This window comes from Vreelandella andesensis (assembly GCF_003989795.1).
GTDB lineage: Bacteria > Pseudomonadota > Gammaproteobacteria > Pseudomonadales > Halomonadaceae > Vreelandella > Vreelandella andesensis.
This window is the reverse complement of the sequence record NZ_RZHG01000007.1, coordinates 223,532-246,246: the sequence shown is the minus strand read 5'-3', so window position 1 is coordinate 246,246 and position 22,715 is coordinate 223,532. Positions and strand designations below refer to the sequence as shown.

At 50.3% G+C, this 22,715-nt stretch carries 17 protein-coding genes and 2 tRNA genes; 2 read left to right on the top strand and 17 right to left on the bottom strand.

What is annotated here, in order from left to right; genetic code table 11:
- Window positions 1–3 precede the first annotated feature (3 nt).
- The 14 genes from rfbF to sdhC form a co-directional block, all read right to left on the bottom strand.
- Entirely contained in the window at window positions 4–780 is a 777-nt protein-coding gene (gene rfbF / locus ELY33_RS03655) for a glucose-1-phosphate cytidylyltransferase (RefSeq protein ID WP_126944093.1), read from the bottom strand.
- Window positions 777–1,895 (bottom strand): NAD-dependent epimerase/dehydratase family protein, encoded by a 1,119-nt coding sequence (locus tag ELY33_RS03650; RefSeq protein WP_126944090.1) that lies wholly within the window; start codon window positions 1,893–1,895, stop codon window positions 777–779. Before ELY33_RS03650 ends, rfbF begins: the two co-directional genes overlap by 4 nt.
- A 54-nt stretch (window positions 1,896–1,949) precedes the next feature.
- Window positions 1,950–2,978, bottom strand: a complete 1,029-nt coding sequence (locus ELY33_RS03645) for a glycosyltransferase family 2 protein (RefSeq protein ID WP_126944087.1) — start codon at window positions 2,976–2,978, stop codon at window positions 1,950–1,952.
- Window positions 2,979–3,415: 437 nt separating this feature from the next.
- Window positions 3,416–4,636: an extracellular catalytic domain type 1 short-chain-length polyhydroxyalkanoate depolymerase gene (locus ELY33_RS03640; RefSeq protein ID WP_126944084.1), complete on the bottom strand. Its 1,221-nt coding sequence runs from the start codon at window positions 4,634–4,636 to the stop codon at window positions 3,416–3,418.
- Window positions 4,637–4,674: 38 nt separating this feature from the next.
- A complete protein-coding gene (locus tag ELY33_RS03635) occupies window positions 4,675–5,091 on the bottom strand; it encodes a CopG family transcriptional regulator (protein ID WP_126944081.1) in 417 nt (138 codons plus the stop codon).
- 248 nt (window positions 5,092–5,339) lie between these two features.
- A complete protein-coding gene (sucD, locus tag ELY33_RS03630) occupies window positions 5,340–6,212 on the bottom strand; it encodes a succinate--CoA ligase subunit alpha (RefSeq protein WP_126944078.1) in 873 nt (290 codons plus the stop codon).
- Entirely contained in the window at window positions 6,212–7,378 is a 1,167-nt protein-coding gene (gene sucC / locus ELY33_RS03625; protein ID WP_126944075.1) for an ADP-forming succinate--CoA ligase subunit beta, read from the bottom strand. The genes sucD and sucC overlap by 1 nt, the downstream gene beginning before the upstream one ends.
- 160 nt (window positions 7,379–7,538) lie before the next feature.
- Complete coding sequence (gene lpdA, locus ELY33_RS03620) at window positions 7,539–8,978, bottom strand: dihydrolipoyl dehydrogenase (protein ID WP_126944073.1); 1,440 nt, start codon at window positions 8,976–8,978, stop codon at window positions 7,539–7,541.
- Between the two features lie 112 nt (window positions 8,979–9,090).
- Window positions 9,091–10,668: a 2-oxoglutarate dehydrogenase complex dihydrolipoyllysine-residue succinyltransferase gene (gene odhB, locus ELY33_RS03615; RefSeq protein WP_126944070.1), complete on the bottom strand. Its 1,578-nt coding sequence runs from the start codon at window positions 10,666–10,668 to the stop codon at window positions 9,091–9,093.
- 38 nt (window positions 10,669–10,706) lie between these two features.
- The gene (locus ELY33_RS03610) at window positions 10,707–13,544 is read right to left on the bottom strand and encodes a 2-oxoglutarate dehydrogenase E1 component (protein WP_126944277.1); all 2,838 of its coding nucleotides are present in this window, start codon (window positions 13,542–13,544) and stop codon (window positions 10,707–10,709) included.
- 429 nt (window positions 13,545–13,973) lie between these two features.
- Window positions 13,974–14,684: a succinate dehydrogenase iron-sulfur subunit gene (locus tag ELY33_RS03605; protein WP_126944067.1), complete on the bottom strand. Its 711-nt coding sequence runs from the start codon at window positions 14,682–14,684 to the stop codon at window positions 13,974–13,976.
- Between the two features lie 27 nt (window positions 14,685–14,711).
- Complete coding sequence (gene sdhA / locus ELY33_RS03600) at window positions 14,712–16,484, bottom strand: succinate dehydrogenase flavoprotein subunit (protein WP_126944064.1); 1,773 nt, start codon at window positions 16,482–16,484, stop codon at window positions 14,712–14,714.
- Window positions 16,485–16,487: 3 nt separating this feature from the next.
- Window positions 16,488–16,835, bottom strand: a complete 348-nt coding sequence (gene sdhD, locus ELY33_RS03595; RefSeq protein ID WP_126944061.1) for a succinate dehydrogenase, hydrophobic membrane anchor protein — start codon at window positions 16,833–16,835, stop codon at window positions 16,488–16,490.
- Window positions 16,829–17,206, bottom strand: a complete 378-nt coding sequence (gene sdhC, locus ELY33_RS03590) for a succinate dehydrogenase, cytochrome b556 subunit (protein ID WP_208644194.1) — start codon at window positions 17,204–17,206, stop codon at window positions 16,829–16,831. The genes sdhD and sdhC overlap by 7 nt, the downstream gene beginning before the upstream one ends.
- Window positions 17,207–17,694: 488 nt before the next feature.
- On the opposite strand from sdhC, the gene gltA reads away from it, so the two are divergent.
- Window positions 17,695–18,981: a citrate synthase gene (gene gltA / locus ELY33_RS03585; protein ID WP_126944055.1), complete on the top strand. Its 1,287-nt coding sequence runs from the start codon at window positions 17,695–17,697 to the stop codon at window positions 18,979–18,981.
- 1,004 nt (window positions 18,982–19,985) lie between these two features.
- Here gltA and ELY33_RS03575 read toward each other — a convergent pair.
- From ELY33_RS03575 to gltX, 3 genes are all read right to left on the bottom strand, one after another.
- Window positions 19,986–20,061, bottom strand: a tRNA-Glu gene (locus ELY33_RS03575).
- A 94-nt stretch (window positions 20,062–20,155) separates the two neighbouring features.
- Window positions 20,156–20,231: transfer RNA gene (locus ELY33_RS03570), tRNA-Ala, on the bottom strand.
- A gap of 195 nt (window positions 20,232–20,426) precedes the next feature.
- The gene (gltX, locus tag ELY33_RS03565; protein WP_126944052.1) at window positions 20,427–21,905 is read right to left on the bottom strand and encodes a glutamate--tRNA ligase; all 1,479 of its coding nucleotides are present in this window, start codon (window positions 21,903–21,905) and stop codon (window positions 20,427–20,429) included.
- A gap of 284 nt (window positions 21,906–22,189) precedes the next feature.
- Between gltX and ELY33_RS03560 the strand changes: the two genes are divergently transcribed.
- Entirely contained in the window at window positions 22,190–22,714 is a 525-nt protein-coding gene (locus ELY33_RS03560; RefSeq protein WP_126944049.1) for a helix-turn-helix domain-containing protein, read from the top strand.
- Window position 22,715: the final 1 nt, after the last annotated feature.

Here is a 22,715-nt window from a genome sequence, read left to right as displayed (position 1 = left end):
GATTCAATCCTTCCAGAGCTTCCAAGGGGCACCTTTCGCCCAGGCGGCCTCAAGCACCATTTTGTCTCTCAGGGTATCCATACTTTGCCAATAACCGTTGTGATGGAAATACCCCAATTTACCTAGCTCAATCATTCGGTTCATGGGGGCGTTTTCCCAGACGGTCTGGCTATCGTCGATCGTCTCAAACACTTCCGGATTGCACACGAAGAAGCCGCCATTGATCAGCCCCCCATCTATTTCCCCTTTTTCGCGAAACCCCTCTACTTGATTGTTGCCTTCCTTCAAGCGCAGCGCCCCGTAGCGACCTGGCTGCGTAACCGCTGTCAGAGTGCACCAGTTTTTTGAAGCTAGGTGAGATTCGATCAATGCATTAATATTCAGGTCACTGAGCCCATCGCCATACGTTAAGCAAAAAGGTTCATTCGCCAGATAAGGCATGGCTTTTTTGAGTCGTCCACCGGTCATAGCATCGTCGCCTGTATCCAACACAGTGACTTTCCAATCATCATTCACGCTCTCGAGCCAGTCGACGCTGCCTGTTTTCAGGTCGATTGTGTAATCTGTTCGGTTGCCACGATAATTGAGAAAATAGTCGCGAATGTACTCAACCTTATAGCCGCCCAAAACAACGAATTCATTTAAACCATGATGGGCGTACATTTTCATGATGTGCCAAAGGATCGGCTTACCTCCCACTTCCACCATGGGCTTGGGTCGAATCGCGGTTTCTTCACTCAAACGTGTTCCGTACCCACCCGCAAAAATGGCGACTTTCATGGCTTTACCTCCGTTTCAGGTGTCGAGGTAACATAAGTAGATGCAAGCAAAGAGGTAGGATTCGCCCTATGACGAATTTGCCACCGCAGGTTTTCAGATAGGCGCCCTGACGTGATGTGCGCCTGTAATGCATGCAATCGCATATAACGTGAAGCTCTGAACTCGGCATCAGAAAACGCCATACGCTCAAGCCCATCAACCAAGCCTACAATCGAATCTTGAAGTGTCATTTTCGGTTGATGATCGGGTGCCAACGTGGCGAACAAGCTAAAATCTACTTGGTAGGAACGACTGTCTGCTGGCGCCTGGGTATTGATACTCAACGTGGTGCTAGGGATCATCTGGGCAACCGCCGTCGCTAAATCACGCACTTGATGGTTGCGCTCGTTTGAACCGGTATTAATCTTGAGTATACGGCCACCGCTTTCAGGTTTGCGCTGCACCGCCCAGTCGATGGCCCTGGCCATGTCAGCAACATCGATCAAGGGTCGCCAGGGAGTCCCATCACTAAGCACGGTAATATGCTGCTGGCTTAGAGCGCAGGCGACGAAATCATTGAGCACTAGGTCCAGGCGTAAACGTGGTGACATCCCGCAGGCAGTTGCAAAGCGCAGGCTAGTAATCACCATGTCACCGTCGATGCCCGCCAGAGCTTCCTCAGCAGCAATTTTAGAGCGGGCATACGCGGTAACAGGTGCCACAGGATTTTTTTCACAGCGCGGAGCGCCCCTTGCAACACCATAGATACTGCAACTTGAAGCAAACACGAAGCTTTCTACCCCAGCCTGAGCTGCTGCTTGGGCTATATTAAGCGTCGCCTGATGATTGACTTCATCGGTCACCGCAGCGAAACGATCCCCCATAGGATCATTGGAAATTGCTGCCAATTGAATCACAGCCGTATAGCCTTCAAGGAAACCAGCCGGAATATTCCGAATGTCTCCCATAAACTGTTGATCCAGGTACCGCTCGGGAACAAGCTCAGCCCCCGTCAAACAGTGCGCGAAATACGCATTGTCATAACCATGGAGAATAGCGGCAGGGTGTCGTACGGCTAATTCCCGCACGACAGCGGCGCCAACATACCCCATATTCCCCACGATTAAGATTTTCAAAATACCACCTCACCATTGTTATCAATTGACAAAGCCTTCCTATGGCCAATCTTTTTATTGGCCCATTTTCAAACTAATTTCACCTTTATTCTGTTTGTGTATATCTACTTTATTAGTACAGTGCGGCTCTAACAGTCGCATCGTGGTTTTCATTTTATCGTTAGGTGTTTCCGCAGCTTCTGGTTCAGGAAAAAACCATATACTCTCAATTATCCCTAGCAAGACTATTCTTGCTTTATTAAAATCACCTTTTAATAAAAGCGTAAAAACAAGCCGGTACGCTCTAAAAAACTCCGAAATCATGCCATAGCGAGAAAGTGAAAAACGGTAATACTTTCGAGAGATAAAAAGCTTGTTGCGAATAAAATATCGATACAATTTTAATCGCCCAGGATTTCTTTCGGTGAGTATGCTGATTGGCCCATCTTCTTGTCGCAAATGATTTACTTTACTCAAGCCCACTAAAAAACCAGGCGTTTCTTGAGTAACTCTCAACGTAAATTCAGTATCTTCTCCCCATATGAACATCGCTGTGATAGGCAAACCATATTGCATTAATGTAGAACGCGGCAGAAGAATTGAGACGAACGTAGAGCGCTGCACAGCCACGATGCCAAGCTCAAGAACATCAGGCCAGTCTCGATAGCCAATACGATTTTTTAAGGTGCTGATAGCCGGGGTATTGGTAACATACCCTGTCTCGGTTAAGGCATTGGAAATAAAGAATGCTGCCTTTCTTTCTTTCTTCTTAAGTGCTTCATCAGCCTTCATTAAATAGTGAAGTGCATCCTTCTCAGGTATAACGTCGTCATCCATCACCCAAATAAAATCAGCGCTTTTTTGGTAAGCAAGGCGCAGGCCTGCATTGAAGCCACCCGAAGCCCCAATATTATCCTTCAGCACACTCACAATAAGGTCGGGATAATCACCCTCGGTTAGCATTTTTTCAGTTCCATCATTACTGGCGTTATCAATAACGATGACACGGTCACATGGCCGCGACTGGGAGTAGACTGCATCAAGGCATCGCTTCAGCAGATCCTTTCGGTTATATGTAAGGATTACAGCGAAAACTTTATGCATGAGAAAAAACCCCAGAAATGATTACTCTCGCAAAAGTGATCGGTTATTTTTAATTTACCGACAGATGCCTAGCACTATTAGACTTTTTATTACTTATTTTCATCTAATTTAAGCGAAAATATTTCGCGAACAGCCGGATTTTCAAGAAATCATTAACCCGCCTTAATCACAATAAGAAACTAAAAAACACTAAATGTTACAATTACAAAATATGCGTTAAGCCTTTTACTGTCAAGGTTTAATAAGGGTTAACTAGCTAACTTTTAGTACTATTTTTTCTATACTAAAATGTTTATGAAAGTAATGATTTTTTCAATATAGCCCTTATATTCATCGTTTTATTTAATCATAACACTGCTTCTTATCTTCAATTACCAACTGAAAACGGCGCCATTAAGGCGCCGCTGTGGTTTTTATGCGAGTAATTGAGCTACTGCTCACTTCCCCTGCTGATGTTCAAAGAAAAAGCGTAGCATTTCCTGTGAGGCATCGGGGCCTTTGGGGTCGGTGTAACTCCCCTGCACACTGCCACCCGCCCAGGCATGTCCTGCTCCGTGTATCTTCCACTGCTCCAGACGCGGTTTGCCCACCGCATCATGATACGTGGTACGCGTATAGGCATGACCATTGGCGACTTTTCCCTTCTCTACCGTTGGCTTGTTGACACTGCCTGCGGAACGCGATGCGTCGTACTGAGCAGCAACGCGGCCCGCATTGTTGGGGTGCACGGTCGTATCGCGGTCGCCATGAAAAATAATGGCCGGCACCTCTGACACCCACTCGGCTCCTGGCTTTTTGCCACTATGACCAAGTGGCCCCGTGCCACCCTGCATGGCGCCCAGCGCATCGGGGAGGCTTTTTGCCACGCCGTGGGGCAGTCCTGAGTGGACGCCCACTGCTGCAAATAGGTCAGGGTAGGTCATCGCTAGCGTCGTCGCCATGGCTGCCCCTGCCGAAAGCCCCGCCACATAAACGCGGCTTGCATCAAGCCCATGAGTATCGATAATTTGGCGAGTCATGCCAGCCAGAATCGAAGGCTCTCCTCCTTCACGCTGCTGATCTTCCGCCTTGAACCAGTTCCAGCATTTCGAGCTGTTTGCACTTACCGGCTGGGCCGGATAGAGCACGCAAAATTGCTGGGTTTCGGCCAACTGGTTCATGTTGGTTCCCGCAGCAAAGTCATCGGGATTCTGCGTACAGCCGTGCAACATAACCACTAGTGGCAATGCTTGCCCCTTGTAGCCACTGGGGATGTACAGTTTATAATCACGCGAGCCAACATGATTAGAAAAACGCCCAGCGGTGAATGCACCCGGCTGTGGCTCCCTCTTCATCTCTGGCGCATGCGTTGGCTGTACTAGATCACCCCGAAACGCCATCCACTTTTCCCGCCATCCTGCAGGCATTTTAATATCGCTGCCCGAGAATGCCTCCTTTGCCGCTTCGGCAGGGTCTGGTTTCAATACCGTAATGTCTTCGTCGATGACCTGACAGGTTCCGTCGAACGTATTGCCACCCTGATAAGTATTATCCGGCGTTTCGTAAGCCTTCGTTTCAGGCATGGCCCCCTGAAGGAGAGCCATAGCTTCGTTTAGCTTACCCTCGCGGGTAAGTCGTGTTGCTTCTTCCATTCGCTTCGTCGTGGCGGCGCTAATCATAGTCAATATCCCTATTCCGTTATGCGGTGGTAGGTAATTCAGTGGATTCGGTCTGCCAAAGCGGCCTTCACCGCTTTACTAGCATGCAGGGCACCTAGCACCACCACCGACTCGATAGTGGCGAGGGCAAGCTCAGGTGTTACATCGTCAGCAATGGTGGCCAACCCCAGAACTTGAATCTGCAGCTTCTCGCCTGACGACTGCAACGTTTCCAAGTCCTCTCGGCTGTAGTGCTCTAGACCCAGTACAAACGCTTTGCGGGTCACTGTTTCCCTCACCACTTCAGCGTGTGTTGCCAATTGATTACGAATGGCTGTACGAATCAAATCCGTACGATTTGAATAAAAACCTTCTTGAACCAATAGATCGATTTGCCCTAGGTCGACTACCCCAAGGTTAATCGTGATTTTCTCACTGGAGTCGCCAGGCTTGCGGCGAAGTTCGTGCACGCTCATGTGAAACCTCTCACTATTCTCATCGTTGAATATCCTCTCTGGAAAGCCAGAATATCAAAAAGAATCTCTCAGACATCCATATACCATCCATATGGATGTTATAATAGACTTATATGCATAATAGTCAACAAGCGGAAGAAAACAAAAATACGGAGAATGAAAGCAAAATAGCGGAGAACCACATTGCGCAGCCAAAAAAAAGAGCACCCGAAGGTGCTCTCTACTAACGTGCATGGTGAAGCAAATGCTTACCAGCCAGTAACTTCTTTCAGTGCATCGCCGATTTCAGCCAGAGAACGCACGGTTTTAACGCCGGCATCTTCTAAGGCAGCAAACTTCTCGTCCGCTGTACCTTTACCGCCAGAGATAATTGCACCCGCGTGGCCCATACGCTTGCCAGGAGGAGCAGTTACGCCAGCAATGTAGGAAACCACTGGCTTAGAAACGTTGGCCTTGATGTAGGCCGCAGCTTCTTCTTCGGCCGTACCACCGATTTCACCGATCATCACGATCGCTTCAGTTTTCGGATCCTTCTCGAACATTTCCAAAATATCGATGAAGTTAGAACCCGGAATCGGGTCACCACCGATGCCGACACAGGTAGACTGACCAAAACCATGGTCAGTCGTCTGCTTAACGGCTTCGTAAGTCAGAGTGCCTGAACGCGACACGATACCAACTTTACCCGGCTGGTGAATGTGGCCAGGCATGATGCCGATTTTGCATTCACCAGGCGTAATAACACCTGGGCAGTTCGGGCCGATCAGACGTACGCCCAGCTCGTCGCATTTTACTTTAGCTTGGAGCATGTCCAGCGTCGCGATACCTTCGGTGATGCACACGATCAGCTTGATACCAGCATTAGCGGCTTCAAGAATCGAGTCTTTACAGAACGGTGCCGGAACGTAGATCACGCTGGCTTCTGCACCGGTTTTCTCAACCGCTTCTTTCACGGTGTTGAAGACAGGCAGGCCCAGGTGTGTCTGACCGCCTTTGCCCGGCGTAACACCACCGACCATTTGCGTGCCATAGGCAATCGCCTGTTCAGAGTGGAACGTGCCCTGGCCACCGGTGAAACCCTGGCAGATGACCTTGGTGTTCTTATCGATCAGGATGCTCATTACTTGCCCTCCGCTGCTTTTACAACCTGCTGAGCCGCGTCGGTCAGACTGGTAGCAGCGATGATGTTCAAACCGCTAGACGCCAGTTTTTCAGCGCCCAATTCAGCGTTGTTACCTTCCAGGCGTACAACGACCGGAACGTTAACACCGACTTGTTCAACCGCGCCGATGATGCCTTCGGCAATCATGTCGCAACGAACGATACCGCCGAAAATGTTCACCAGAACCGCTTTGACATTGTCGTCAGACAGGATAATCTTGAACGCTTCTGCAACGCGCTCTTTAGTTGCGCCGCCCCCAACGTCCAAGAAGTTAGCGGGCTTGCCGCCGCTCAAGTTGACGATGTCCATGGTACCCATGGCCAGGCCAGCACCGTTAACCATGCAGCCAATGTTGCCATCAAGCGCTACATAGTTCAGTTCCCATTTTGCCGCATCGGCTTCACGCTGATCTTCCTGGGAAGGATCGCGCATCGCCTGAAGGTCTGGGTGACGGTACAACGCGTTGCTGTCGAGTCCCAGTTTTGCGTCGAGGCAGTGCAAATTGCCTTCGTCGGTAATAACCAGCGGGTTAATTTCTAACAGCGCCAGATCTTTGTCATGGAACAATTTAGAAAGGCCCAGGAATATCTTAGTGAACTGTTTAATCTGGTCGCCTTTGAGGCCTAAAGCAAATGCCAGCTCACGCGCTTGGTAGGGCTGTGCGCCAACCAGCGGATCAATCTCAGCTTTCAGAATTTTTTCTGGCGTTTCTTCAGCAACGGTCTCAATTTCAACACCGCCTTCGGTAGAGGCCATGAAGACCACGCGGCGTGTGGTACGGTCGACAACAGCGCCAAGATACAACTCATCAGCGATGTCGGTGCAAGTCTCAACCAAAATCTTAGCAACCGGCTGACCTTTTTCGTCAGTCTGGTAAGTTACCAGGTTTTTGCCTAACCACTGCTCAGCGAAAGCTTTCGCTTCAGCCGGATCTTTAATCAGCTTAACGCCGCCTGCTTTACCGCGGCCACCAGCGTGAACCTGGGCTTTTACTACCCACATGTCGCCGCCGATCTTTTTGCACGCTTCTTCAGCTTCTTCGGGAGTGTCTACGGCAAAGCCTTTAGACACTGGTAGACCATAATCAGCAAACAACTGTTTGCCTTGATACTCGTGAAGGTTCATCGATTCATGCCATTGGTTGCATGTGACTCGAACGATGATTAGTTGCTTCAAAAATGCTTAAAAGAACTAATCATCCCCGTACCTTCGTCCCTGTTTGTTATCTCGCAGGGCCGAAAGTGTTGCGCCACCTGACGGTGGCGCTTGGTTGTTGCTTAGCGAATTATTTACGCTTCTTGCGGTTAGCCATGTGAATGGCGTGACCGTCTACTGCGAGTGCAGCTTCGTGCACGGCTTCTGACATGGTCGGGTGCGCGTAGCAAGTCAGGGCCAGGTCTTCAGCACTGGAGCCAAATTCCATCGCAATAACACCCTGGGCAATCATTTCACCAGCATGCTGACCTACAATGTGCATGCCCAGAATACGATCCGTTTCGGCATCCGCAATAATTTTGGCGGTTCCTTCAGTGGCATTGTTCGCCATCGCACGGCCACTTGCCGCAAACGGGAAAGCCCCTATCTTGACTTCAATACCTTTTGCTTTGGCATCCTGTTCGGTCATGCCTACCCATGCCACTTCTGGGAAGGTATACACTACGTTGGGAATCGTGTCGTAGTTCATCTCAGCTTTATGGCCAGCAATGATATCTGCCACCATAATGCCTTCTTCAGATGCCTTGTGTGCCAGCATCGGGCCACGCACACAGTCACCAACGGCGTATACGCCCGGTACGTTGGTGCGGCACTGATCATCTACGAAGATAAACCCACGCTCGTCCAACTCAATGCTTACGCCATCGGCGATAACGCCTTTGGTGTAGGGACGACGGCCAACGCAGACAATCAGCTTGTCAAACGTCATTTCCTGTTCGCCGTTGGCATCGGTGTATTTAACAACGACTTCTTCGCCTTTGACTTCAGAGCCGGTCACGCGAGCGTTAAGCTTAATATCCAGACCCTGCTTCTTGAGGATCTTTTGCGTTTCCTTGGCAATTGCCGTATCGACCATCGGTAGAAAGTCATCCATGGCTTCAAGCACCGTGACTTCTGACCCCAGACGGTTCCAAACACTACCCAGCTCCAGACCGATAATGCCTGCGCCAATAACGCCCAGACGCTTTGGCGTTTCCTGAAATTCCAGCGCGCCAGTCGAATCTACAACCATGCCGTCTACCAGCGGAGTAGGCGGAATTTCAATCGGCACGGAACCTGCAGCGATAATAATGTTTTCCGCATCATACGTCGTAGTCTTACCATCGTGATCGGTGACTTCGACTTGCTTACCGGAAACTACCTTCCCGGTACCTTCAATCGATGTAACGCCGTTAGCCTTAAACAACCCAGAAATGCCGCCGGTCAAGTTCTTAACGATCTTGTCCTTGCGAGCCATCATCTTTTTGACGTCCATCGTGACGTCGCCAGCATTGATACCCATGTCGTCAAAATCGTGCTTGGCTTCGACGAACTTATGCGAGGCTTCAAGCAACGCTTTGGACGGGATACAACCGACGTTCAAGCACGTACCACCGTGAACGACATTGCCTTCTTTACCAATCCATTTTTCAACACAGGCGGCCTTCAGGCCCAGCTGCGCAGCGCGGATAGCCGCTACGTAGCCACCAGGACCTGCGCCGATAACGATTACATCAAATTTGTCAGCCATGTTGGTTCCTTTAGCTTGGTTGCCCCCCCGTTTGAAGCTAAACCGGGAAAGAGGCAAAGTGCGATTGCATTAGAACGCTAATACATCAGCGGAGGCAGATCAGCGCGCCCCGTTATACGTCCAGCAGCAAGCGAGCCGGATCTTCCAGCAGCTCTTTAATAGTAACCAGGAATCGTACCGCATCTTTACCATCAATCATGCGGTGGTCGTAGGACAACGCCAAATACATCATTGGGCGAATTTCGACCTTACCATTCACGGCCATTGGACGATCCTGGATTTTGTGCATGCCCAGGATAGCAGTCTGCGGCGGATTGATGATCGGGGTCGACATCAACGAACCAAACGTACCGCCATTGGTGATAGTAAAAGTACCGCCGATCATGTCATCCATGCCCAGCTTACCGTCACGACCACGCTTGCCGAAATCAACAATCGTTCGTTCGACGTCGGCAATTTTCATGCTGTCGGTGTCACGCAATACCGGTACAACCAAGCCACGATCCGTTGATACCGCGACGCCAATATCCTGATAGCCGTGGTAGACGATATCGGTACCATCAATAGAAGCGTTAACATCTGGGAAGCGCTTAAGGGCTTCAGAAGCCGCTTTTACAAAGAAGCCCATAAAGCCCAGCTTAATATCGTGAGCTTTTAGGAACGTATCTTTGTACTGCGCACGCAGGGCCATGATTTCAGTCATGTCCACTTCGTTGTACGTGGTCAGCATGGCAGCCGTTTGCTGCGCCTCAACCAAACGCTTAGCGATAGTTTTTCGCAGGCGCGTCATCGGAACACGTTTCTCGACGCGATCACCTTCCGCAGCCGGTGCAGCGGCGGCTTTCGCCGGCGCAGAAGATTTTACTGCCTTTTTGGCAGAACCATCTTTCACTGCTTTTTGAACGTCTTCTTTCAAGATGAGGCCACCTTTGCCGGTGCCCTCAATCTTAGAAACATCCAGATCATGCTCAGCAACCATTTTACGGGCCGCTGGTGCTAAGACTTTATCAGCAACTTTTTCATTAGCGCCTTCATCATCGCCACCTGCAGCGCTGGAAGAAGAAGCATTGCTGCTTTCTTCAGCACTTGCACCGCCAGCCCCTTCAGTAAAGACGGCCAGAACCGCTTCGGACTCTACCTGACTGCCTTCTTCGGCTTTAATTTCAGCTAGCGCACCGTCGGCAGGGGCAACAACTTCAAGTACAACCTTGTCGGTTTCGATGTCGGCTAGCACTTCATCGCGCTTAACCGCTTCACCTACTTTCTTGTGCCACGTCGCCACGGTGCCTTCCTGAATAGACTCTGGGAAGCTCGGGGCTTTTACATCATGTTGCTGACCACCGCCATTACCGCCGCTGGCTTTTTGCTCTTCTTGCTTATCGTCTTTTTTCACTTCGGCCGATTTAGCGCTGGCTTCGTCAGAAGATTTCTCTTCTTTACTGCTAGACGCGCTGCCTTCACCAATTTTGCCTAACACTTGCTCTGACTCAACGGTATCGCCCTCTTCGGCCATCACGTCAGTCAAGGTACCCGCTTCCGGTGCGACGACTTCGAGCACCACTTTGTCGGTTTCAATTTCAACAATCAGTTCATCGCGTTCGACGCTGTCACCCGGCTTTTTATGCCACGCAGCCACAGTGCCTTCTGCAACGGATTCCGGAAAGGTTGGCGCTTTGATATCAATAGCCATGTCGTTTCCCTTATATGTTCTCTAAACCCGGTGGGCGCTTATAGGTTAAAAGCGTCTTCCACCAGCTGGCGCTGCTGTTCAGTGTGGACGGACATATAGCCCGCTGCCGGCGCGGCAGAGGCAGGACGTCCTGCAAATTTCAAATCACGTCCGAAGCCATTTTTCAGTATATCGGCCACGGCGCGCATGTGGTGCTGACTTGAGTACCAAGCGCCTTGGTTCAGCGGTTCTTCCTGGCACCACACGATGTCTTCCACATTGGCATACGCCTGGAGCACTTCCAGAAGCTCTTCTTTCGGGAAGGGGTAGAGCTGCTCAAGACGAATAATCGCCGTGTCATCACGCTCGTTTTCTGCACGCCAGTTGGCTAAGTCGTAATACACCTTGCCAGCACACATGATAACGCGAGTGACCTTTTCTGCCTCAAGATTCGACTGATCCGGCAATACCATGTAGAACTTGCCGTGAGCGAGATCTTCCAAGCTAGAGACTGCTTCTTTATGACGCAGTAGCGACTTCGGCGACATGATCACCAGTGGCTTACGCAACGGACGAATGACCTGACGTCGCATCAGATGATAAATCTGTGCGGGGGTTGTCGGTACACACACCTGCATATTGTGCTCAGCGCACAGCTGCAAGAAACGCTCTAATCGCGCGGAGGAGTGTTCTGGCCCCTGGCCTTCATAGCCATGCGGCAACAGCATGGTCAGACCACATAGTCGTCCCCACTTGGTTTCGCCAGAGGAGATAAACTGGTCAACCACTACTTGGGCACCGTTGAAGAAGTCACCAAATTGGGCTTCCCAAATGACGAGGACACCCGGCGCTGTTGTTGAGTAACCATACTCAAACGCCAACACCGCCTCTTCCGATAGAAATGAATCATGAATAGTGAAGCGTGGCTGACCGTCTGACATATTCTGCAGCGGTACGTAGGTGGAACCATCTTTCTGGTTGTGGACAACCGCATGGCGGTGAGAGAACGTTCCACGTCCAACATCCTGACCGGTAATACGGATAGGATGGCCCTGCTCTAGCAGCGTGGCATACGCCAGCGTTTCGGCGAAGCCCCAGTTAAGCCCCAAGCTACCCGCCTGCATTTTACGACGGTCTTCATAAATCTTAGCGACTTGGCGCTGTACTTCGATCCCATCAGGAATCTCGCACATCCTCCCCGCCAGCTGTTGCAGACGCTTCATATCAAAGGTGGTATCTGCATCCCCGGTCCACTCGTGCCCCAGGTAGGGCGCCCAATCCACAAACAGTGACGTATTAGGCTCTTGCACCAAGGCATTGGCTACGTGATTACCTGCCACAAGATCATCGCGATAGGTTTCAATCATCGTTTTGGCGTCTTCTTCTGACAATACGCCCTGCTCAACAAGACGTTTAGCGTAAAGCAAGCGCGAAGAAGGATGATCTTTGATTTTGGCGTACATCATCGGCTGGGTGCCCGATGGCTCGTCGGCTTCATTGTGGCCGCGACGGCGATAGCACACCAGGTCAATAACCACGTCTTTCTTGAACTGCTGACGGTAATCTAGCGCCACTTGGGTCGCATGGAGAACCGCATCAGGGTCATCGCCGTTAACATGGAAGATCGGCGCCTGAACCATCTTAGCGATGTCAGTACAGTATTCTGTAGAGCGCGCATCCAAGGGGTTTGATGTCGTGAAGCCCACTTGGTTGTTAATAACGACGTGTACTGTGCCACCAGTTTTGTAGGCCCGGGTTTGAGACATCTGGAATGTCTCCATGACCACGCCCTGACCTGCAAACGACGCATCACCATGGACGTTGATTGGCAGTACTTTACTGCCCTCTTCGTCATTACGGCGATCTTGACGGGCACGGACCGAACCTTCCACTACCGGCGCAACAATTTCCAAATGCGACGGGTTGAACGACATTGCCAAGTGAACTTCGCCACCAGGCGACATGACGTTCGAGCTAAAGCCTTGGTGATATTTCACATCACCAGAACCACGTTCGATCACCTTTTTACCGTCGAACTCGTCGATTAATTCAGCGGGGTTTTTACCCAGGATATTAACCAACAGGTTCAATCGGCCTCGGTGGGCCATGCCAATCACAACTTCTTTAGTACCATAGCCGCCGGACCGCTGAATCAACTCGTCCATCATTGGAACAAATGATTCACCACCTTCTAGACCGAAGCGTTTGGTACCTGGATATTTAGACGCTAGGTAATTTTCCAAACCTTCAGCAGCAGTAAGGCGCTCAAGCACGTGCTTACGCACATCATCACTGAATTTTGGCGCACTTCGCACCGATTCAAAACGCCGTTGCAACCAACGTTTCTCTTCGGTATCAACAATGTGCATGATCTCGCAACCGATGGAACGACAGTAGGTCTGCTCCAGCGCGTCGACGATCTCGCGCAACGGTGCTTTATCAATACCTAAAAAGAACGAGCCGGTTTGGAACTCGGTGTCAAGATCAGCCTTGGAAAGCTGATGAAATGACAAATCGAGGTCTGGGATGGGGGTGGGATTACGCAGTCCTAGCGGATCAATATTTGCCTTCTGATGGCCACGAAAGCGGTAGGCGTTAATCAGCTGCAGGACCTTAACCTGCTTTTTATTCTCACCGCTATCGGAGGAGACAGCGGTTACCCGACCTGGGCGACTTTCACGACCCAGTTGGTAGAACTGATCACGCGTGGGGCTTAGTGGAACATCGTGGGAGGCACTGCCCTCAGAACGCGGCAGCTGATCAAAATAGCTACGCCATTCGTCTGAGACAGAATCTGGATCGGCGAGGTACTGCTCATAAAGCGCTTCCACGTAGTGGACATTGCCACCACTAACGTGAGAGGAACGCCACATCAACTCCATTATGCCTTGTTGCATCTCTCGGTCACCCTGCACTGATGGGGTGGTATCGGTATCGCTGCGGTCACGCAACGACATCGCTATTGCCCTGCCGGCGGGGCGGGACATATGCCGGCGGCGCCGACCAAAGGCCGGAAGCCCTATTCATACTAGCTGTTAATGCTACATTTTCACTACGTACTATTTCATCGCTTGGTACCACTTCGTATTTTACTACGATGGTACGGAGCTCTTTCTATTAAGTCATTATCAATCAGTTCATGCTCAATCAGTTCATGCTCAAAAGCCGGTACTTTATGCACCGGCTTTTAAACTTGACTGAATAGGTAGTGCGACGCGTCGCCGCACTGCCCAACGTCCCTATGATAACAAGCGAAGCGCCGCGATTTAAGTGCCTTTGTGAAGCAACTTACGCAGCGCTCGCATTTTTTTCATAGGATTAGGCGTTTACGTCGCATCAGCTAGCAACATTTCACGAATTTTACCAATTGCACGGGTCGGATTTAGCCCTTTCGGACAAACCGCAACACAATTCATGATGCCACGGCAGCGGAAAACGGAGAACGGATCTTCCAGGTTAGTAAGACGTTCACGCGTAGCCGTGTCGCGTGTGTCTGCAAGGAAGCGATAAGACTGAAGCAAACCAGCCGGACCAACAAACTTGTCTGGATTCCACCAAAATGATGGGCACGACGTAGAACAGCATGCACACAGGATACACTCATACAGGCCATCTAGCTTGTCGCGCTCTTCTGGTGATTGCAGTCGCTCGATCGCTGGTGCTGGAGTATCGTTTTGCAGGTACGGCTGAATACGCTCGTACTGCTTATAGAATAACCCCATATCAACGACCATATCACGGATAACCGGCAGACCCGGTAACGGGCGCAGGGTCAGCTTGTTGCTTTTCACAACATCCGACAGCGGCGTAATACACGCCAAGCCGTTTTTACCGTTCATGTTCATGCCGTCGGAACCGCATACGCCTTCACGACAACTGCGACGAAACGCAAGCCCGCTATCCTGCTCTTTCATCAGGTGTAGAACATCCAACACCATCAGATCGCGGTCTTTAGTATCGACCTGGAACTCCTGCATATAAGGCGCGGAGTCGGTTTCCGGATTGTAACGGTATACGGATACCTGAAGGTTAGACATGGTGACTCCCTCTCGTCAGTGCAGAGATTAGTAGGTGCGAACTTTAGGCTCGAACGTGTCAACAGTTTTCGGCTTGAAGTTGACGTCGCGCTTTTTCAGCTCTTTCGTGGCTGGGAAATAGAGCGAGTGCTTCAGCCAGTTAACATCATCACGGTCAGGAAAGTCGTAGCGCGAGTGCGCACCACGGCTCTCATTACGCTCAAGGGCAGCAATCGCCGTTGCTTCTGCCACTTCCATCAAGTTATCAAGTTCTAGCGCTTCAACACGTGCGGTATTGAAGGCATTGGACTTGTCAGGCAAGTGCGCGTTGCCAATACGATTACGTAGGTCCGCCAGCTTTTTGACACCTTCCCGCATATTTTTCTCTTCGCGGAATACACCGAAAGAGGTCTGCATAATGTCTTGAAGTTCTGCTTTAAGCTGGGGAATGCTTTCGCCACCTTCCGATTCATTCCAGCGCGTAATACGCTTCATAGCTGACTCGATATCAGATTCAGAAGCATCCAGGTATTCAATACCTTCGTTAAGTGCGCCTTCGATGAACATACCCGCTGCGCGGCCGAACACTACCAAGTCTAGCAGGGAGTTACCGCCCAAGCGGTTAGCACCGTGAACCGATACACACGCCGCTTCACCACAAGCAAACAAGCCATTAACGATATGATCGTTGCCGCTTTCGTCTTGAGTAATTGCCTGGCCATGAATGTTGGTCGGAATGCCACCCATCATGTAGTGGCAAGTAGGCACTACCGGAATCGGGTCTTTAGCAGGGTCAACATGAGCAAATGTTTTCGACAGCTCAACGATACCTGGGAGACGCTTACCAAGAACTTCTTCGCCCAAGTGATCAAGTTTCAAGAAGACGTGGTCGCCTTTCTCGCCACAGCCTCGGCCTTCCAAGATCTCCATGACCATAGAGCGCGCAACGACGTCGCGACCGGCCAAGTCTTTTGCGTTCGGAGCATAACGCTCCATGAAGCGCTCGCCGTCTTTATTGATCAGGTAACCACCTTCACCACGGCAACCTTCCGTTACCAACGTTCCTGCACCGTAGATACCGGTTGGGTGGAATTGCCACATTTCCATGTCTTGCATCGGGAAGCCAGCACGTAACGCCATACCAATACCATCGCCGGTATTAATCAGCGCATTAGTAGTTGAGGCATAAATACGGCCTGCACCGCCCGTAGCAAGAACCGTGGCTTTCGATTTAACGTGGACAACTTCGCCAGTTTCGATGCACATGGCGATACAGCCGACCACATCACCGTTGCTGTTTTTCACCAGATCTACCGCATACCACTCATTCAAAAACGTAGTGTTGTTCTTGAGATTGTTTTGGTAGAGCGTGTGAAGCAGCGCATGTCCGGTACGGTCAGCCGCTGCACAGGTACGCGCTGCCTGACCACCTTCACCAAAGTTTTTTGACTGACCACCAAATGGACGTTGATAAATACGGCCGTTATCGAAGCGCGAGAACGGTAGTCCCATATGCTCAAGCTCAAATACCGCTTTCGGGCCTTCTGAACACATGTACTCAGCCGCATCTTGGTCAGCAATGTAATCGCCGCCTTTGACGGTATCGTACATGTGCCAGCGCCAATCATCGTCCGGATCTGAAGAGGCGATAGCACAAGTAATACCACCCTGAGCAGAAACGGTGTGGGAGCGCGTCGGGAACACTTTGGACAGTACGGCTGTCTTTTTACCGGACTTAGCCAGTTCAAGCGCAGCGCGCAGGCCAGAGCCACCGCCACCAATAATAATGGCGTCAAATGTCAGGCTACGAAGGTTAGACATGTATCAAGCTCCCCACAGGATTTGAATGCCCCACACCAGGTATACGAAGATGGCCAGAATAATCAGCGTCTGGACACCCACGCGCAGGCGAGTGGACTTGAGATAATCGGTGGTGACCGTCCACAAACCGATCCAGGCATGCGCTGCAACGGAAACAAACGCTAGCAGCGAGAAAATACGCATCCAAGTTTGATCAAACAGTCCGCTCCAGGCGTAATAGTCCAAATTAGGATTAAACAGCAGGTAGGCGACGATAAAGACGGCATATATAGCCAGAATTACCGCTGAAACGCGCTGCATTAGCCAATCGGAGAGTCCACTACGACCAAAACTAGTGATGTTAGTTACCATACCCAAACTCCTGCTAGGATAATCAGAACGACACTGACGACAACAGTGATCTGTGCTTTTTTCACACCACCTTCAAGGGTCACACCGATATTCGCATCCATTAATAGGTGTTTGACGCCTGCTACAAGATGAAATGCCAGTGCGGATAACAATCCCCAGGCAATGAACTTGGCAAAAAAGTTATTGGCCAACGCGTTGCTGACGGCATCAAAGCCAGCCGGAGACGATAGTGATTTACCCAGCGCCCAGAAAGCGAAAATCAGACCGACGAAGAGGATGACACCCGTAATACGGTGTGTGATCGACGTTAGCGCCGGTAGTGGGAAATGTATCGTAGTAAGGTCTAAGTTTACGGGTCGTTTGCTATTCACGGCGTTATACACACTCTATTGGCCCGCTCTGCGACAGGTCGGGCATAGCCCGAGCGGGCAGTGGTTGCTGGAAGGGGCTCGGCCGTTGCCAAGTCGAGCACGACCTCCTATCTGCCGGTCGCGCGCCGTGGATTATAAGAACCTTCGCCCCTGCTGACAAACCGAACTCAAGCTTAACTCGACTATGGTGCAATAAAAATGAGGTCTACCCGAGTCGATTTTGCGTTGCAGCATGGTTATAGTGACAGGAGATTGAGGGTTTGGTAAGTCCGTTGACGTGTCGACAATCTCCTGACGTCACTTTACTATGAACTCCACAATAATCATATACAATAATTATACAGCACAACAACAGCTGCACAAGGATACCTAGCGCTTAGGCTAATTGACAAAATGTCGAACAATTCTATAGTAGGCGAGCCTTTTCGCCGGCGCGGTATGCGAAACTACGACATTACGTCCCAAACCGAATTCGAAAGGAGGCCAGCATGGCTGACAGGAAAGCGACATTGACGGTAGACGGTCTAGAAAAATCGATCGAGCTACCCATGTATTCCGGCACACTTGGCCCCGACGTCATTGACGTACGCGGCCTGGGTGCTGAAGGCCTGTTTACCTACGATCCCGGCTTCATGGCCACTTCTTCCTGCCAGTCCGCTATTACCTACATTGATGGCGGCAAGGGCGTGCTACTTCATCGTGGCTATCCCATTGACCAACTGGCCAAAGAGTCTAATTTTGTTGAAATGTGTTACACCCTACTGTTTGGTGAACTACCTAATGACCAACAGTACGCAGATTTCGAGTCGCGCATTCGTAACCACACCATGGTGCACGACCAAATCAATAACTTCTTCAAGGGGTTCCGCCGCGATGCGCACCCAATGTCCATTCTGTGTGGCGTCGTTGGTGGCCTAGCCGCCTTCTACCATGACCACATGGACATCACTCAAGAAGAAGATCGTGTAATCAGCGCTATTCGCCTCATTGCAAAAATGCCTACCTTGGCCGCAATGTCGCACAAATATAACGTTGGTCAGCCGTTCAACTACCCGCGCAACGACCTGAACTACGCAGAAAACTTTCTCTACATGATGTTCAGCAATCCTTGCGAAGAGTACAAGATTAATCCAGTGTTCGCGAAAGCCATGGACCGCATCTTTATGTTGCACGCGGATCATGAGCAAAACGCCTCCACTTCTACAGTTCGCTTAGCAGGCTCGACCGGTGCCAACCCATTTGCTTGCATCAGTGCAGGTATTGCAGCACTTTGGGGCCCAGCACATGGCGGCGCCAACGAAGCCGTACTAAACATGCTTGACGAAATTGGCGACGACTCTGAAGAAAATATTCAGCGCTTTGTCGACAGAGCAAAAGACAAAGATGACCCCTTCAAGTTAATGGGCTTTGGTCACCGCGTCTATCGTAACTTTGACCCGCGCGCCAAAGTAATGAAAGAGACCTGTGACGAAGTACTCGCTGAGCTTGGCTTAGCCGACGACCCGCAGCTTAAAATCGCCAAGCGCCTTGAACAAATCGCCTTGGAAGATGAGTACTTCATCGAGCGTAAGCTATATCCAAACGTCGATTTTTACTCTGGCATTATTCTCAAAGCCATGGGCATTCCGACCAATATGTTTACCGTTATTTTCGCGGTATCTCGCACTATCGGTTGGATTTCTCACTGGCATGAAATGCTTAGCGAAAGTTACAAAATTGGCCGCCCGCGCCAACTGTATATCGGCCACGATATGCGCGACTATCCTAAAAAATAACGCCGCACCAACCATACAGCGTCATTAGGATAATAAAAGGCCACCCGCGCGGGTGGCTTTTTGCTTGTTATAAATTCACTTTTTTGCTCTCCCTGCGCACTGACAAGATGCTCTAGCGCATCATCACTACCGTTGCCTTCATTGGCCTGAGCAAAAGAGCACGACGGCACCTCCACGCTACACCCAATGGAGCCGCCAACATCGCAGACCTTGTATAATATGCGTAAGCAACAACGACGTTAGGCAAGTGACTACTCTGGCAACGATGGCATCTTGAGCAGCATGGCAGCTGGCACTTACCTAATCGACCACACCACTGCTTCTGCAGATCTCGCTTTGAAACTAGATACTACCTGCCGTTAATAAGGTGCCGTCTTCTTGGATGCTACTGTCTCTAGCGGGTTACAAGAGGTGAAAAGTAGTAGTTAACCAAATCTGTACTGCTGGCTTGGTACAAGGCCTTGCCGAAGGCTTGCACTTTGCAGAACAATCATGGCTTCGCTGTGGACTGAATGTGCAGCGTAAGGATGGTGGACGTTGGGACACTTCGTCACTATTAAAGCGCCTACAAAGGCCAGAATAACGCTTGACTTTTAAGCGCCTCGATCTTGAAAAAGGTTTTCCACACTATCTGTGGATAACCCTGTTCACAACCACTACAAAACGTCCCACAATCGCCATGAACAGTGACCCAGCCTTAAATTGGTCATTTTTTAACCTAATATAAGATACTGATTTAAAAGAAATAATTCTAAATCACTGATTTTTTGAGACAACAACACAGGGTTGTGCACAACCCCTCTCGCAAAGTTACAAAAGTGGACAAGTCAAGCACAAAATCGTTAAAAAAACGATTGAAATGGGAGTGATTTCAACCCGTAATCACAATAATAGGAACGCAAAATCTGACAGATGAGTGACCCCATTGCCTTTAATTAAAATGCGTGTTTTGAGATATGTTTGCCGACAATAAATCTGCAAATAAATTTCGAGGAAATAGAAGATGGCGTCCCATAGGGGGTTCGAACCCCTGTTACCGCCGTGAAAGGGCGGTGTCCTAGACCACTAGACGAATGGGACGTTATGAACCTAAAAATGCGGCCTTAAAACGCTATATTGAAATCTCAGTGCCAAAAACTTTAAGTCGCTAGTCAAGCATTGAAACTTCCAATATTGGTGGAGCCTAGCGGGATCGAACCGCTGACCTCAACACTGCCAGTGTTGCGCTCTCCCAGCTGAGCTAAGGCCCCACATGTCTCTAAGACGGAGCGTAGGTTACTGATTATGCCCGCCTTCGTCAAGCCTTTCAGACATAGGAAGCGCCAAATTCCGTGATTTATGAGAAATTGGCGCTCCCTTGCATTGATCTAAGGCACCAATAAAGCAGGCTTACCTAAGACACCCCTGGGCATCCGCCAGTGCTACGCTTAAGGTCCAGCTAGTCATTAAAGGCCACGAAACTCTTTCTCAAAGCGTTTCGCCTGCTTCTTGGAGACTCCGCCCAGCACTTCAATAGCATTGCGGAGCCGCGCCCGCGTCACATCGGATCCTAAGATCGCCATCGCATCCATTACTGAAGTGCTTGAAGTGCTTCCTGTAATGGCAATAAAGACAGGGGCCAGGAAAGCTTTCATCTTAATATCAAAATGCTCAGCGAGTGATTTAACGTCAGCCAAGAGCGCCTCTTTCGTCCAGGCAGGCACAACTTCAAAACGCCACACCAAGAACTGAAGCAACTTAACCAGCTCTTCTTTCTCAAGCTTGACACTATCAAAATCGTCTTCCGCTAATACAGGCAGCCCAGAAAAAAAGTGCCCAGCCAGCGGTATTACTTGAGAAAGCGTTTCAACACGAGGACGCACCTGAGGAAGTATTTGCTTCACGTACTCCTCATTGAATGCCCACTCCCGAAGCGCCTGAAGCAATGCATTATCATCTAAGTCTTCACGAATGTAGACGCCGTTAAGCCAAGTTAGTTTTTCCAGATCAAACACCGGCCCACCCAACGATACCCGCTGGATATCAAACTCAGCCATCATATCTGACAGGCTAAACTTCTCGCGCTCATCGGGCATCGACCAACCCATGCGGCCCAAATAGTTAGTGACTGCCTGAGGCAAGAACCCCATCCGGCGATAGTAGTTAATCGACGTCGGGTTTTTACGCTTGGAAAGCTTGGACTTATCGGGATTGCGCAGCAGTGGCATATGACATAACTGCGGCATTTCCCAGCCGAAGTATTCATACAGCAACTGATGCTTTGGCGCTGAGTTAATCCACTCCTCGCCGCGCAGCACGTGGGTAATATTCATCAGGTGATCATCAACCACGTTCGCCAGATGATAAGTAGGCATACCATCCGACTTCAGCAGAATTTGTGCATCGACTTGCGCCCACTCAACTTCAATGGTGCCTCGCAGCATATCGTTAACAACACAAACGCCCGCACTGGGTACGTTCATGCGCACAACATATGGCCAGCCCTCCTGCTCACGGCGGGCTTGCTCATCCGGGGCCATCGCCAGGTCAACTGGCTTCAAGGCCAAGTGCATACCAGCCGCTTTGCGTGCTTCTCTAATCTCATCTAGCTCTTCGCTGGTGCGATAACACTTAAAAGCATGCCCAGCATCTAGAAGCTGCTGAGCATACTGGGCGTAAATATCACCACGCTCGCTTTGCCGATATGGACCATGAGGGCCACCAACATCCGGGCCTTCATCCCATTCCAAGCCAAGCCAACGCAAAGAATCTAAAATCATCTGCTCTGATTCGGCGGTAGACCGAACCCGATCGGTGTCTTCAATGCGCAAAATGAACTGGCCACCATGCTGGCGCGCAAAACAGAGATTAAACAACGCAATATAGGCAGTACCTACATGCGGATCACCCGTTGGAGAAGGCGCGATACGAGTACGAACGGTCATCAAGATGTCCTTTTGACAATAAAGCGTCACGGCATTATACGCACCCTTAAAGCAACCAACAGCACCTTGCAGGGAACGAGTTTAACTTAAAAGCGTCTGAACGGTTGCTAGTGGCTTGCCGACAGCAGGATGCGCGTTAGAGCACAATCGCTTAATATGGCGTAGCACCTATGATTCAAGTTCATCCTTCAAAGCGCCACGCGTTTTTTAGTATGCACCGAACGCCGCCGAATAGGGTGGAGGTCATTTAACGAGCTTATTGGGCTCATCAATAGGAAAACGAAATGGAATCGCTAGGCTCACGTATAAAGCAACTGCGACTTAGGGCCAAGCTCAACAAGGCTGCCCTCGCACGTAAAGTAGGCGTATCAGATGTCACCATTTCTTACTGGGAATCCGGTGCTATCAAACAGATCGGCCATGAGCGCCTTGTGGCGCTCGCCGATGCTCTTGAATGCTCTTTGGCAACGCTCTTAGAAGGTGACAGTGCACCTCCGCTGTTGACCCTGACGCATGCTGCTCCCCTCCCCTGGGAACAGGTTCAGGCAACAACGATGACGGTACCGCACCACCTGCCACTGAAAATTGACTGGAAAGCGCCCTGCGTAATGGTAACTCCCGGCCCAGAAACGGATTTCTCACCGGTGTCAGCAGGTGACTTAGTGCTATTAGGTCCTACCCATGTGTTTCACAAAGCTGGCCATTATTTAATCCAGCGTGAACAAGGTTATGTTATTGAGCACTTTGCAAAAGCGCCCAGTGACACCACCATCCATGCGGTACTGTTAGCACACTGGTCTCCTGCCTAAA

Bases quoted from the DNA above. Each gene is read 5' to 3' on its own strand.
- rfbF (WP_126944093.1), bottom strand. From the start codon at position 780: ATGAAAGTCGCCATTTTTGCGGGTGGGTACGGAACACGTTTGAGTGAA.
- ELY33_RS03645 (WP_126944087.1), bottom strand. From the start codon at position 2,978: ATGCATAAAGTTTTCGCTGTAATCCTTACATATAACCGAAAGGATCTG.
- ELY33_RS03640 (WP_126944084.1), bottom strand. From the start codon at position 4,636: ATGATTAGCGCCGCCACGACGAAGCGAATGGAAGAAGCAACACGACTT.
- ELY33_RS03635 (WP_126944081.1), bottom strand. From the start codon at position 5,091: ATGAGCGTGCACGAACTTCGCCGCAAGCCTGGCGACTCCAGTGAGAAA.
- sucD (WP_126944078.1), bottom strand. From the start codon at position 6,212: ATGAGCATCCTGATCGATAAGAACACCAAGGTCATCTGCCAGGGTTTC.
- sucC (WP_126944075.1), bottom strand. From the start codon at position 7,378: ATGAACCTTCACGAGTATCAAGGCAAACAGTTGTTTGCTGATTATGGT.
- lpdA (WP_126944073.1), bottom strand. From the start codon at position 8,978: ATGGCTGACAAATTTGATGTAATCGTTATCGGCGCAGGTCCTGGTGGC.
- odhB (WP_126944070.1), bottom strand. From the start codon at position 10,668: ATGGCTATTGATATCAAAGCGCCAACCTTTCCGGAATCCGTTGCAGAA.
- ELY33_RS03610 (WP_126944277.1), bottom strand. From the start codon at position 13,544: ATGCAACAAGGCATAATGGAGTTGATGTGGCGTTCCTCTCACGTTAGT.
- ELY33_RS03605 (WP_126944067.1), bottom strand. From the start codon at position 14,684: ATGTCTAACCTTCAGGTATCCGTATACCGTTACAATCCGGAAACCGAC.
- sdhA (WP_126944064.1), bottom strand. From the start codon at position 16,484: ATGTCTAACCTTCGTAGCCTGACATTTGACGCCATTATTATTGGTGGC.
- sdhD (WP_126944061.1), bottom strand. From the start codon at position 16,835: ATGGTAACTAACATCACTAGTTTTGGTCGTAGTGGACTCTCCGATTGG.
- gltA (WP_126944055.1), top strand. From the start codon at position 17,695: ATGGCTGACAGGAAAGCGACATTGACGGTAGACGGTCTAGAAAAATCG.
- gltX (WP_126944052.1), bottom strand. From the start codon at position 21,905: ATGACCGTTCGTACTCGTATCGCGCCTTCTCCAACGGGTGATCCGCAT.
- ELY33_RS03560 (WP_126944049.1), top strand. From the start codon at position 22,190: ATGGAATCGCTAGGCTCACGTATAAAGCAACTGCGACTTAGGGCCAAG.